Here is a 12226-nt window from a genome sequence, read left to right on the forward strand (position 1 = left end):
TATATGAGTTGCACCTTCTTCCAGCGATTTCAGTTCTTTAGCTATTTATATTATAGCGCATACCGAACTAATGTTCACATGTTAAAGCAAAAAAAGAGGGCGATTCAACTCGGCATTGAAATGCCAAGTTGAATCGCCCTCAACGTAATAAAAAGACTTCCAGAAGTTTTTTCACTTCTAGAAGCCTTTTTATTCGTTAGATTTTTTCCAGACTCTTGTTTGCTTTAGTTGATCCGCCGCTTAAGCACGCCCTTGTCGGCAAAGACCTGGCGCAGGTGCAGCATGGCGGTGTAGGTCGACAGGATGTAGATCTTGTCGTTTGGTGCCTGCTTGAAGGCAGTGAGGAGCTGGTCAAAGTCCGGCTCCGTGATCATCTTGTCCGGGTCAAGCCCGGCAACTTCCAGACGCAAGTGCATGTCCTTATAGCGCTCGCCACCGACGATGATCTGGTCGATCTGCTCCTTGTTCAGGCTTTCGAAGTTTCCGTCCCAGATCCAGCTGGTGTCGATCCCGTCAGCGTGGTGGGCGTTGAGGAGGGCGGCTAGGGTGTAGTGGTCCTGCTCCGTGTTCAGGAGGCTCAAAACCTCGTTTAAGCCGACTGGGTTCTTGACCAGGATGATCTCAATCTGTTTGCCCGCGTAATTGATCAGTTCCTGACGGCCGAAAATCCGCTTGTTCTTGGCAAAAGCATCCGCGATCTCGCTCGCGGAAACGCCAAATTCGCTGGCCGTCGCGAAAGCGGCCAAAGCATTGTAGATATTGTAGGTCCCGCCGATATTGACGGAAAATTCCTGCCCTTCGATGGTGAAGCGGATCCGGCTGGGGGTCTGCTCGCTGATCTTTTCCAGCTTGTAGGCCAGCTTTGGCCGCTCGTAGCCGCAGCTTGGGCAGAAGAAGTCGCCCAGGTTGGCGTAGGAGATGCAGTGGTAGTGCAGGATGTGGTTGCACTTGGGGCACAGGACGCCGTCGGTGTTGACCGCGGCCTTCAGGTCGTTTTGCGGCTTGTCCTGGCTGGTCTCAAAGCCAAAGAAGACTTTGGGATTTGGCAGGTCAACGGAAGAGAAGATGCTGGCATCCCCGTTGGCGATAATCTTGGCGTCAGGGGCCAGCTTGATCCCGTCGACGATCTTTTCATAGGTCGTGTAGATTTCGCCGTAGCGGTCCATCTGGTCGCGGAAAATGTTGGTCAAGACGAAAGCAGCTGGGTGGACCAGCTGGGTAACGCGCTTGACGTTGGCTTCATCGACTTCCAGAACGGCCAGCTTGCGGCTGCCTTTCTTGCTCTTGTGGGCCAAAAAGGCGGTCACGATCCCCTGGGCCATGTTGGAGCCGGAAGGGTTGGTCAGGATGTCGCCGTACTTTTCCCGCAAAGTCTGGGTAATCAAAGCCGTGGTCATGGTCTTGCCGTTGGTCCCGGTGACGATGATCGTTTCATAGTCCCGGCCAAGCTGCTGCAGGACATCGGGGTCGATCTGCATGGCAAGCTTGCCTGGGAAGCTGGTCCCGCCCTTTAAAACATTGTGAAGGAACCAGTATGAGGAGCGGCCGGCCAAGGTCGCGATATTGGATTTAATAGTCATTATTAATCTTCCTTGTTCTTGTTTTTCTTCAAACTTATCAACAATCTTACCATAATAACCGAAATTAGTTAGCGGAATGCCTGCAATCTTAAGAAAAATACTCTATACTTATTTGAGTGAAAAAATTTTAAGGTGGAGATTATGGCACAGTTCTTTTTCGAATACGGCGCGATGGGCAGCGGCAAAACGATTGAAATTTTGAAAGTCGCCCACAACTATGAAATCCAAGGCCGGAAGGTCATGCTGATGACTTCGGCCGTGGACACCCGCTCAGGCCAGGGGGTCGTTGCCTCCCGGATCGGGCTCAGCCGCGAGGCGAGAGTCATTGAAGACGACATGAACCTGTTTGACTATATCAAGCGGCTTAACCAAGAGGACATGGACAAAGACGGGCAGCCTTTGGCCGCCGTCCTGATCGATGAGGCCCAGTTCTTGAAGAAGCATCAGGTCATTGAATGCGCGCGGATCGTCGACGAGCTCCATATCCCGGTCATGGCCTTTGGGCTCAAGAATGACTTTCAGAATCATCTTTTTGAAGGCAGCGAGTATCTTTTGCTCTATGCTGATAAAATAGAAGAGATGAAGACGATCTGCCATTTTTGCGGGCACAAGGCGATCATGGCCTTGCGCTACAAGGATGGCCAGCCTGTCTATGAGGGCGAGCAGGTGCAAATAGGGGGCGACGAGGCATACTACCCGGTCTGCCGCTTCCACTATTTCCACCCGGATCAAAAGCGCGATTAGTTTTTTGATTTAGCAGAAGTTAGTTAACGATTTGGAAAGAAGGACAAAATGGACAAAGTAATGGACCAATTGGAGAGCTTGGAAGCCCGCTACGAAGAAGTGCAGGAAATGATGGCGGACCCTGAGGTCATCAGCGACACCAAGCGCTACATGGAAATTACCAAGGAAGAAGCCGACATGCGGGAAGTCATCCAAAAGTACCGCAAGTACAAGGCTGACCAAGAAGAAATTGCCGGCAACAAGGAAATCATTGCTGACGGCTCAGACGCTGAGCTGGTGGAAATGGCCAAGATGGAAAACGCTGAGCTGGAAGCTGAAGTGGTCAAGCTGGAAGATGAAATCAAGATCTTGATGCTGCCAAAGGATCCCAACGACGACAAGGACATCATCATGGAAATCCGCGGGGCCGCTGGGGGCGATGAAGCCTCACTGTTTGCCGGCGATCTTTTGCGCATGTATGAAAAGTATGCCGAAAAGCAAGGCTGGAACGTTTCCGTGGTCGACTCGGAACAGACTGAAGTCGGCGGCTACAAGCGCGTCGCCATCATGATCACGGGCGACAAGGTCTACTCCAAGCTGAAGTATGAAAACGGGGCCCACCGGGTGCAGCGGATTCCAGTAACCGAATCAGCTGGCCGGGTGCACACCTCAACGGCGACGGTAGCCGTCATGCCTGAATACGAGCAGGTTGACCTGGAGCTGGATCCAAAGGACATCAGAGTCGACGTCTACCGTTCATCCGGTGCCGGTGGCCAGCACATCAACAAGACTTCCAGCGCGGTCCGGATGACCCACTTGCCAACCGGGATCGTAGTTGCCATGCAGGACCAGCGGTCCCAGCAGCAGAACCGGGCCAAGGCCATGGAAATCCTGAAGTCCCGCGTCTACGACTTCTATGAAAGCCAGAACCGGGACAAGTATGACGAAAAGCGCAAGAGCGCCGTGGGGACGGGTGACCGGTCTGAAAGAATCAGAACCTACAACTACCCACAGAATCGGGTAACCGACCACCGGATCGGCTTGACCATCAACAAGCTGGACCGGGTCATGGACGGGGACTTGGACGAAATTATCGACGCTTTGACGGTTTACTACCAAACCAAGCAATTAGAGGAGTTGGCTGACAATGCCTAAGACTTTGAAGGACATGCGGATCAAGGCCAGCGAAATGGCTGAGAACGCGCGTCAAGACGATATCGACTACGTACTGGCCGAAAGACTGGGCCTGACCCCAAGCCAGTATGAGCTCAAGCAGGATCTGGAATTGACCGATGACCAGGTCAAGCAGGTCAACAAGGACGTCAAGAAGCTGGCCAAGGGGATTTCACCCCAGTATATTCTGGGCTATGCCTGGTTTTTGGGCTACAAGCTGAAGGTGGCCCGCGGGGTCTTGATTCCCCGCTTTGAGACCGAGGAACTGGTTGAATGGGCCTTGGAGCACCTGCAAGCCAATGACGTGGTCTTGGACCTGGGAACGGGTTCAGGCAATATTACCGTTGCCTTGGCCAAGGAAGCTGAGAAAAAGGGTCTGACCGGCCTGAAGTACTATGCCAGCGACATTGCTGACGCGCCTTTGCTGATTAGCGAGGAAAATTTCCTGACTTACGGCGTCGATGTGACGACCCGCAAGGCCAACGTCCTGCTTGGCTTAGGGAAGTTTGACCTGATCATTTCCAACCCGCCGTACATCAAGCCAAGCGAAAAAAACGTGATGGACCAAAGCGTTCTGGACAATGAGCCTAAAGAAGCCCTCTTTGGCGGGAAAGACGGCTTGGAATTCTACCGGAAGTTCGCCAAGCAGGTGCGCGATCACCTGAATTCAGGCGGCCGCTTCTTTCTGGAATTCGGCTTCAGCGAGGAAGATGAATTAAAGGCCTTGTTTGCCAAAGAATTGCCTGATTTCAAGATTGAGTTCCGCAAGGATATGGCGGGCAAGCCCCGGATGGTTTATGGAGAATGGCAGAAGTAATGGAAACGAAGATTTTTAACAAGGATCAGCTGGATGAGGCGGCCAAGCTCTTGAGTCAAGGGCAGCTGGTGGCTTTCCCAACTGAAACCGTCTATGGCCTGGGAGCCTTGGCCACAAGAGAAGACTCCGTCAAGAAGGTTTACGCGGCCAAGGGACGCCCAAGCGACAATCCTTTGATCGTGACCGTGGCTGATGAAGAAATGATGCGGCCATACGCCAAGGAAGTCCCGGAGCGGGCGGAAAAGCTGATCAAGCGCTTTTGGCCGGGCCCGTTGACGATCCTGCTCTTTGTCAAGGAGGGGGCTCTGCCTGAAGCCGTGACTGGCGGCTTGAAGACGGTGGCCTTCCGCTGCCCGGACGATCAATTGACCCATGACCTGATTGCCAAGCTGGGCAAGCCGATCGTGGGCCCGTCAGCCAATACTTCCACCAAGCCAAGTCCAACCACCGCCCAGCACGTCTACCACGACCTGAAGGGCAAGATTGCCGGGATCGTTGACGGCGGGGAGACTGAGGTTGGCCTTGAATCCACGATCGTTGACCTGTCCGTTGAGCCGGCCGTCGTCTTGCGGCCAGGCAAGATCACGCCGGAAGAAATCAGCGAGGTCTTGGGCGAAGACGTCCGCGTCAACACCGGCAAGGTGGGCGACAAGGACGTGCCAAAAGCCCCGGGAATGAAGTACCGCCACTACGCGCCGGCCGCCCAGGTCTACGTGGTTGATGATCCAGCCAGCTTCAAGGAGCTGCCGCTTGACGCTTCATGCGGGGTCATGGCACTGGGCAGCCTGCTGGCGGGCTTGGAATTGCCGCAAGGGAACAAGTTTGACTTAGGCCGTGACCTGGCTGATGCTGACCACAATTTGTTTGGGGGCCTGCGCTATTTTGACGACATGGACCAGATCAAGACGATCTACGTGCAGGGCTTTTCAGAAGGCGAAGCAAGCCTGGCCTACATGAACCGCCTGAACAAGGCAGCCGGCGGCCACCATGTTTAATATTTAATTTTAAAAACGCTGCGACATTTTATTAAAAATGTCGCAGAAGACCCGCCAGCAGGCAGAATTGGCTGAAAGCGGGAACGGAAAGGGTTTGAACTCTTTCCGTTTTTTTTTATAATATTGATGACATGGTATTTTTTGAATGGAGGAAATTTATGGGAAAGCTTACTGTGTTAAACCATCCATTGATCCAGCACAAGCTGACGATTATTCGCCGCAAGGATACTGGCTCAAATGAATTCCGCCGGATCGTTGGGGAAATCGCGGGCCTGATGACCTACGAAATGACCCGCGACTTGCCGCTGCAAGACGTGGAGATCGAAACCCCAATGGGCAAGACGGTGCAAAAGGAATTAGCCGGCAAGAAGCTGACCATCGTCCCAATCCTGCGCGCGGGCATGGGCATGGTGAACGGCGTCTTGGAAATGATTCCGTCCGCTAAGGTCGGCGTCATCGGGATGTACCGCGATGAAGAGACCTTGAAGCCAGTGGAATACTTCTTCAAGATGCCAAAGGACGTGACTGAGCGCGAATGCATCGTCGTTGACCCAATGCTGGCCACTGGCGGCTCCGCCAACCTGGCGATCAACGCCCTCAAGAAGCGCGGCGTGAGCGACATCAAGCTCGCGGTTTTGGTAGCTGCTCCAGAAGGCGTCAAGGCCATCCAAGAAGAAAACCCAGACGTTGACATCTACTGCGCCGCCTTGGACGAAAAGCTGATGCCAAACGGCTACATCTTCCCAGGACTGGGGGATGCCGGCGACCGGATCTTCGGCACCAAGTAAATTTATTTTCGCAATTATAGCGTTTACAAGAGTTCCCAAAACTTTTAATTGGTGTAAAATATATGACGTGTTTGAAGATTTCAGCACAAGAAGGGAGGTCACGAAGAATTGGAGAAATCACTTGTCTTCAATATATTTGGTTGGAACGTCGACATGGTCGGCGTCATCGGTTCAACCTTGATGGCAATTGTGGTTTTTGCCATTTGTTACGCTCTTTCACGTAAGATTGAAATGAAACCGAACAATAAGCAGAACGCCCTGGAAATGATGATCGACTTCACTGACGGCATCGTTCGGGACAACGTCAGCGATGAGGCAGCCAGAAAGCACCTGTCGCTGTACGCCTTTGTTCTCTTCCTTTTCATCTTCTGCATGAACCAACTTGGGTTGTTCTTGGAAGTGAAAGTCGGTGACTACATGGTCATCAAATCACCAACTGCTGATCCAGTGACGACAATGTCGTTCGCGATGATGACCTTGCTTCTGTCGTTTACCTTTGGGATCCAGAAATTTGGCACGAAGGGCTACCTGAAGAATTATGCAAATCCGGTAGGCTTCCTTCTGCCAATCAACGTCATTGAAGAATTCACCAACTTCTTGACGTTGTCACTGCGTCTTTACGGTAACATTTTTGCCGGTGAAGTCCTGCTGACGCTGATCGGCGGACAGCTCGGCCCAAGCTACGGGATTATTACCCGGATCCTGGCCGCCCCACTGGCAATGATCTGGCAAGGTTTCTCTGTCTTCATTGGCTCTATCCAGGCGTATGTTTTTGTAACTCTGTCAATGGTTTATATTGGCAAGAAGGTTACGCAAGAATAATTTTTTCGGAGGTTTTATTATGACTCAAGGTTTAAAGTATTTAGCAGCGGCTTTGGTCGCTGGTATCGCCGCTTTAGCTGCTTCATGGGGTAACGGTAAGGTTATTTCCAAGACTATCGAAGGTATCGCTCGCCAACCAGAAAGCGCCGGCAACTTAAGATCAACTATGTTCATCGGCGTTGGTTTGATCGAAGCCGTTCCTATCTTGGCGATCGTTATCGCTTTCTTGATTTTGTTCCTGTAATTAAAAGAACTTATCTGTTTAATTACCACAAGTTACTAAATTGAGAGAGAAGGATTGTCGATGATATTTCAACCAGTATTAGCCGGCGCTGAGATCTACATTGCCAACATGCTGTGGTACCTGATCGTTTTCGCCATCCTTCTGCTGGCCGTTGAGCACTATGCTTGGGGTCCAGTCAAGAACATGATGGAGAAGCGCCGTCAAAAAGTCATTGATGACTTGGATCAAGCTGCCAGCAACCGCAAGAAGGCTGAAACTTTAGCCAATGAACGGGAAGCTGCTTTGCAGAATTCAAGACAAGAAGCAACGCAAATTCTCTCCGATGCAAAGAGCAATGCACAAAAGACCGGCAAGGAAATGGTTGCCCAAGCAACTGCCGATGCCGCTGGCATCCGGGAAAAGGCCAAAGCCGAAGCTGCCCAAGCCAAGGCTGACGCCTTAAACGAAGCCAGAGACGAAGTGGCTGATCTTTCCGTGACGATTGCTGAAAAGGTAATTGCTAAGAACTTATCTGCTGCTGATCAAAAGGATTTAGTTGATCAGTTCATTAAGGGGTTGAATGACTAATGGCCTTAAGTAGAGAAGAGACAGCAAGACGCTACGGAACTGCGATTTTCGACTTTGCCCAAGACACGAATAAGGTAGCCGACTTCTACGAGGAATTGACTGCCTTGAAGCAGGCCGCTGAAGCTGAGCCACGCTTTGTGGCCGTTTTGAGCGATCCTGTCTTGGACAGCGGTGAAAAGCGCAAGCTGTTGTCCGCGGTTGAGCAAGGCTTTTCTGCAGAGGTTCAGGAAGTGTTAGACTTCTTGCTTAGCTACGACCGCTTTGCCTATCTCGTCAACATTATTGACTACTTTGTGCTTTTGTACAACAAGGCCAACGGGATTGACACGGGCGTTGCTAAGACTGCAGTTAAGCTGGATAAAGATCAACTGCGGCGTCTTGCTGACAGCTATGCTAAGAAGTATGGCTTGAAAGAACTTCATCTTGTAAATGAAGTTGATCCAGAAATTATAGGCGGCGTGGTTCTGAAGACTCAGGGCCGCGTAATCGATGGCTCAGTCAAGCATCGGTTGGAGAAAATTCGCGCCCATTTAACTAAATAAAAGATTATAAAGAGGTGAAACCATTGAGCATTAAAGCGGAAGAAATCAGCTCTTTGATCAAGCAACAACTTGAACACTACGATGATAAGCTGGACATCGACGAAGTTGGTGTCGTAACTTACGTCGGCGATGGTATCGCCCGCGCTCACGGCTTGAACAACGTCTTGTCCGGTGAGCTCCTGCAGTTTGACAATGGTTCCTATGGTATCGCGCAGAACTTGGAAGCCAATGACGTTGGTATCGTTATTTTGGGCAAGTTCGACGACATCAGAGAAGGGGACCAGGTTAAGAGAACTGGCCGTATCATGCAAGTTCCAGTTGGTGACGCTTTAATTGGTAGAGTTGTCAACCCTCTGGGCCAACCAGTCGATGGCTTGGGTGAAATCAAGACTGACAAGACTCGTCCAATCGAGTCAAAGGCGCCAGGCGTTATGGACCGTCAGTCCGTTAAGCAGCCACTGCAAACTGGTATCAAGGCTATCGACGCGCTGGTGCCAATTGGCCGTGGCCAGCGTGAATTGATCATTGGTGACCGTAAGACTGGCAAGACCAGTTTGGCGATTGACACCATTTTGAATCAAAAGGGTCAAGACGTAATTTGTATCTACGTCTCAATCGGTCAAAAGGAATCAACTGTCAGAGCACAAGTTGAAACCTTGAAGAAATTTGGGGCAATGGATTACACCATTGTCGTGGAAGCCGGTCCATCAGAACCAGCTCCAATGCTTTACATCGCTCCTTACTCAGGCACGGCGATGGGTGAAGAGTTCATGTACAATGGCAAGGACGTCCTGATCGTCTTCGACGACTTGTCAAAGCAGGCCGTGGCCTACCGTGAGCTTTCACTGCTGCTGCGGCGGCCGCCAGGCCGTGAAGCCTACCCAGGTGACGTCTTCTACTTGCACTCACGTTTGCTTGAACGCAGTGCCAAGCTGAGCGACAAGCTGGGCGGCGGCTCCTTGACCGCATTGCCATTTATTCAAACTGAAGCCGGGGACATTTCTGCCTACATTCCAACCAACGTGATTTCCATCACTGACGGGCAGATCTTCCTGCAAAGCGACCTGTTCTTCTCAGGCACGCGGCCAGCCATTGACGCTGGTGCCTCAGTTTCCCGTGTTGGTGGGTCAGCCCAGATTCCGGCCATGAAGAAGGTTGCCGGTACCTTGCGGACCGACCTGGCTTCATACCGCGAACTGGAAAGCTTCGCCCAATTCGGTTCCGACTTGGACCAAGCTACCCAAAAGCGTTTGGCGCGTGGGCGGCGGACTGTTGAAGTCTTGAAGCAGCCACTGCACAAGCCAGTTCCTGTTGAAAAGCAAGTCGTACTTCTGTACGGTCTGACCCATGGCTTCCTGGACGCTGTTCCAGTTGACGACATCGGCCGCTTTGAACAAGAACTTTACACCGACTTTGACGCAAACCATGCGGATCTGTTGGATGAAATCAAGTCAACTGGCAAGCTGCCAGATGAAAAGAAGCTTCAAGACGCTCTTCAACAGTTTGCGGACAGTTTCTCACCATCAAGTAAGAATTAGGAGGTAGACTATGCCTGCATCTTTACTTGAATTGAAGAAGAGAATCGCTTCAGTTAAGCAAACGAGTAAGATCACTGAAGCCATGCACATGGTTTCAGCCGCCAAACTGAACCAAACTGAAAAGAAGGACAAGGGCTACCAAATGTACAATGAGCTGCTTCACCAAACGGTTTCCCGTTTGATGAGCGCCAGCGTCATTGACCACTTGAAGAAGAGCAACTACAAGATCAACCAGGACAACATTGACCGGATTGATTATAGTGACGTCTTCGGGATGGGGATCATCTCCGACATGGTCAAAGAGCGCGACGAAGTTCATTCCGTAGGCTATTTGGTAGTTACCGGGGACCGTGGCTTGGTTGGCTCATACAACTCCAACATCCTCAAGCACATGATGAGCATGATCGAAGATGACAAGGCCCAGGGCCTGGAATCCAAGATCCTGTCCGTTGGGAGCGTTGGCTCACAGTTCTTCAAGAAAAACAACCTGAACGTCGTCTACGAAAAGAACGGCGTATCCGACGTTCCAGGCTTCAAGGAAGTTCTGCCAGTCGTTTCCACGGCGATCAAAATGTACTTGAATGGCGTGTATGACGTGCTGTACGTCTGCTACACCCACCACGTCAACTCCCTGTCATCAGTCTTCCGGGCTGAAAAGATGCTGCCGATCCAAGACTTGGATATCGGCACTGAAGCCGCGGAAGAAAGCAAAGAAACTGAGTATGAGATCGCTCCAGACGTTGACAGCGTTTTGGCAACTCTGCTGCCGCAATTCGCGCGGGCTGAGATCTACGGCGCCATTTTGGACGCTAAGACCGCGGAGCACGCAAGTTCCATGACGGCTATGAAGAGCGCCACGGACAACGCCCAGGACCTCGTATCCAGCTTAAGTTTGCAATTAAACCGTGCAAGACAGGCACAGATCACCACTGAAATCACTGAAATCGTCAGTGGTGCGAATGCCCTTGAATAATAGAAAAGAAGGAGGTAGAAGTTTGAGTCAAGGTGAAATCGTTCAAGTTATTGGACCAGTTGTCGACGTCAAGTTTCCAATTGACAAAGACTTGCCAGATATCAACAACGCGTTGAGAGTCATCAAGTCAGACACTGAATCCATTACGCTTGAAGTTACTCTTGAACAAGGCGACGGCGTCTTGCGCTGCATCGCCATGGAATCTACCGATGGCCTTCGGCGTGGCATGAAGGTTGAAGATACTGGTGCCCCAATTTCTGTCCCAGTTGGGAAAGATACTTTGGGCCGCGTCTTCAACGTTTTAGGCAACCCAATCGATGGCGGTCCAGAATTTCCTGCTGACCACCCACGTTCCGGGATCCACAAAGAAGCACCTAAGTACGATGAATTAACTACCAGCCGTGAAATTTTGGAAACTGGGATTAAAGTTATTGACCTGCTTGAACCATATTTGCGTGGTGGTAAGGTTGGTCTGTTCGGGGGTGCCGGTGTTGGCAAGACGACCATCATCCAGGAATTGATCCACAACATCGCCCAAGAACACAACGGTATCTCAGTCTTTACCGGGGTTGGTGAAAGAACTCGTGAAGGTAACGACCTTTACTTTGAAATGAAGGCATCTGGGGTTCTGAACAAGACCGCCATGGTCTTTGGTCAGATGAACGAGCCGCCTGGTGCCAGAATGCGGGTTGCCTTGACTGGCTTGACGATCGCTGAATACTTCAGAGACGTTGAAGGTCAAGACGTCCTGCTCTTCATCGACAACATCTTCCGGTTTACTCAGGCCGGTTCTGAAGTTTCCGCCCTGTTGGGCCGGATGCCAAGTGCCGTTGGCTACCAGCCAACTTTGGCAACTGAAATGGGGCAATTGCAAGAAAGAATCACTTCAACCAAGAAGGGTTCCATCACTTCTATCCAAGCCGTTTACGTTCCTGCCGACGACTACACTGACCCAGCGCCAGCGACTACTTTCGCCCACTTGGACGCGACGACCAACTTGGAGCGTAGCTTGGTAGAACAAGGTATCTACCCAGCCGTTGACCCATTGGAATCAACTTCAAGCGCCTTGGACCCAGAAATTGTCGGTCAAGAACACTACGAAGTCGCAACTCGCGTACAGCACATTTTGCAACGCTACCACGAACTGCAAGACATCATTTCCGTTTTGGGGATGGATGAATTGTCAGACGAGGAAAAGATGATTGTTGCCCGTGCCCGGAAGATTCAATTCTTCCTGTCACAAAACTTCTTCGTTGCTGAAGTCTTCACTGGACGTCCTGGTTCATACGTTCCAATCAAGGAAACGGTTAAGGGCTTTAAGATGATCCTCGATGGCCATCTTGACGACCTGCCAGAAGACGCCTTCAGAAACGTTGGCCCAATCGAAGACGTTGTGAAGAAGGCACAAGAAATGGGCGTTACCCCAAGTGATCCAGAAGCTAAAGCATTGTTAGAAAAGTAGGG

13 protein-coding genes are annotated in these 12226 nt (G+C 51.2%); 12 read left to right on the plus strand and 1 reads right to left on the minus strand.

Annotation, left to right across the window (positions count from 1 at the left end):
* Positions 1 to 224 precede the first annotated feature (224 nt).
* Positions 225 to 1580: a MurT ligase domain-containing protein gene (locus OCH80_RS04115; RefSeq protein WP_404538097.1), complete on the minus strand. Its 1356-nt coding sequence runs from the start codon at positions 1578 to 1580 to the stop codon at positions 225 to 227.
* 141 nt (positions 1581 to 1721) lie between these two features.
* On the opposite strand from OCH80_RS04115, the gene OCH80_RS04120 reads away from it, so the two are divergent.
* From OCH80_RS04120 to atpD, 12 genes are all read left to right on the plus strand, one after another.
* A complete protein-coding gene (locus OCH80_RS04120; protein ID WP_302187259.1) occupies positions 1722 to 2324 on the plus strand; it encodes a thymidine kinase in 603 nt (200 codons plus the stop codon).
* A 48-nt stretch (positions 2325 to 2372) separates the two neighbouring features.
* Entirely contained in the window at positions 2373 to 3458 is a 1086-nt protein-coding gene (gene prfA / locus OCH80_RS04125) for a peptide chain release factor 1 (RefSeq protein ID WP_154547049.1), read from the plus strand.
* Positions 3451 to 4293 (plus strand): peptide chain release factor N(5)-glutamine methyltransferase, encoded by an 843-nt coding sequence (gene prmC, locus OCH80_RS04130; protein ID WP_404538100.1) that lies wholly within the window; start codon positions 3451 to 3453, stop codon positions 4291 to 4293. Before prfA ends, prmC begins: the two co-directional genes overlap by 8 nt.
* Positions 4293 to 5288, plus strand: a complete 996-nt coding sequence (locus tag OCH80_RS04135; RefSeq protein WP_404538102.1) for an L-threonylcarbamoyladenylate synthase — start codon at positions 4293 to 4295, stop codon at positions 5286 to 5288. The genes prmC and OCH80_RS04135 overlap by 1 nt, the downstream gene beginning before the upstream one ends.
* A 158-nt stretch (positions 5289 to 5446) precedes the next feature.
* Positions 5447 to 6076 (plus strand): uracil phosphoribosyltransferase, encoded by a 630-nt coding sequence (upp, locus tag OCH80_RS04140; RefSeq protein WP_404538104.1) that lies wholly within the window; start codon positions 5447 to 5449, stop codon positions 6074 to 6076.
* Between the two features lie 108 nt (positions 6077 to 6184).
* Positions 6185 to 6898 carry a F0F1 ATP synthase subunit A gene (atpB, locus tag OCH80_RS04145; protein ID WP_302187254.1) on the plus strand — a complete coding sequence of 238 codons (714 nt, stop codon included), beginning with the start codon at positions 6185 to 6187 and terminating at the stop codon, positions 6896 to 6898.
* Positions 6899 to 6917: 19 nt separating this feature from the next.
* Complete coding sequence (gene atpE / locus OCH80_RS04150; RefSeq protein ID WP_154547039.1) at positions 6918 to 7142, plus strand: F0F1 ATP synthase subunit C; 225 nt, start codon at positions 6918 to 6920, stop codon at positions 7140 to 7142.
* A gap of 60 nt (positions 7143 to 7202) precedes the next feature.
* Complete coding sequence (atpF, locus tag OCH80_RS04155) at positions 7203 to 7709, plus strand: F0F1 ATP synthase subunit B (protein ID WP_206987474.1); 507 nt, start codon at positions 7203 to 7205, stop codon at positions 7707 to 7709.
* Entirely contained in the window at positions 7709 to 8251 is a 543-nt protein-coding gene (gene atpH / locus OCH80_RS04160) for an ATP synthase F1 subunit delta (RefSeq protein ID WP_404538107.1), read from the plus strand. Before atpF ends, atpH begins: the two co-directional genes overlap by 1 nt.
* A 23-nt stretch (positions 8252 to 8274) precedes the next feature.
* Positions 8275 to 9789, plus strand: coding sequence for a F0F1 ATP synthase subunit alpha (gene atpA / locus OCH80_RS04165; protein WP_206987472.1), 1515 nt, complete (start codon positions 8275 to 8277; stop codon positions 9787 to 9789).
* A 10-nt stretch (positions 9790 to 9799) separates the two neighbouring features.
* Complete coding sequence (locus OCH80_RS04170) at positions 9800 to 10762, plus strand: F0F1 ATP synthase subunit gamma (protein ID WP_404538110.1); 963 nt, start codon at positions 9800 to 9802, stop codon at positions 10760 to 10762.
* Positions 10749 to 12224 (plus strand): F0F1 ATP synthase subunit beta, encoded by a 1476-nt coding sequence (gene atpD / locus OCH80_RS04175; RefSeq protein WP_404538112.1) that lies wholly within the window; start codon positions 10749 to 10751, stop codon positions 12222 to 12224. The genes OCH80_RS04170 and atpD overlap by 14 nt, the downstream gene beginning before the upstream one ends.
* The last annotated feature ends 2 nt before the right edge of the window (positions 12225 to 12226 follow it).

Origin of the sequence: Lactobacillus sp. 23-2, assembly GCF_044902225.1 — a bacterium.
Taxonomy (GTDB): Bacteria; Bacillota; Bacilli; order Lactobacillales; family Lactobacillaceae; genus Lactobacillus; species Lactobacillus absianus.

Bases quoted from the DNA above. Each gene is read 5' to 3' on its own strand.
- OCH80_RS04115 (WP_404538097.1), bottom strand. From the start codon at position 1,580: ATGACTATTAAATCCAATATCGCGACCTTGGCCGGCCGCTCCTCATAC.
- OCH80_RS04120 (WP_302187259.1), top strand. From the start codon at position 1,722: ATGGCACAGTTCTTTTTCGAATACGGCGCGATGGGCAGCGGCAAAACG.
- prfA (WP_154547049.1), top strand. From the start codon at position 2,373: ATGGACAAAGTAATGGACCAATTGGAGAGCTTGGAAGCCCGCTACGAA.
- prmC (WP_404538100.1), top strand. From the start codon at position 3,451: ATGCCTAAGACTTTGAAGGACATGCGGATCAAGGCCAGCGAAATGGCT.
- OCH80_RS04135 (WP_404538102.1), top strand. From the start codon at position 4,293: ATGGAAACGAAGATTTTTAACAAGGATCAGCTGGATGAGGCGGCCAAG.
- upp (WP_404538104.1), top strand. From the start codon at position 5,447: ATGGGAAAGCTTACTGTGTTAAACCATCCATTGATCCAGCACAAGCTG.
- atpE (WP_154547039.1), top strand. From the start codon at position 6,918: ATGACTCAAGGTTTAAAGTATTTAGCAGCGGCTTTGGTCGCTGGTATC.
- atpF (WP_206987474.1), top strand. From the start codon at position 7,203: ATGATATTTCAACCAGTATTAGCCGGCGCTGAGATCTACATTGCCAAC.
- atpH (WP_404538107.1), top strand. From the start codon at position 7,709: ATGGCCTTAAGTAGAGAAGAGACAGCAAGACGCTACGGAACTGCGATT.
- OCH80_RS04170 (WP_404538110.1), top strand. From the start codon at position 9,800: ATGCCTGCATCTTTACTTGAATTGAAGAAGAGAATCGCTTCAGTTAAG.
- atpD (WP_404538112.1), top strand. From the start codon at position 10,749: ATGCCCTTGAATAATAGAAAAGAAGGAGGTAGAAGTTTGAGTCAAGGT.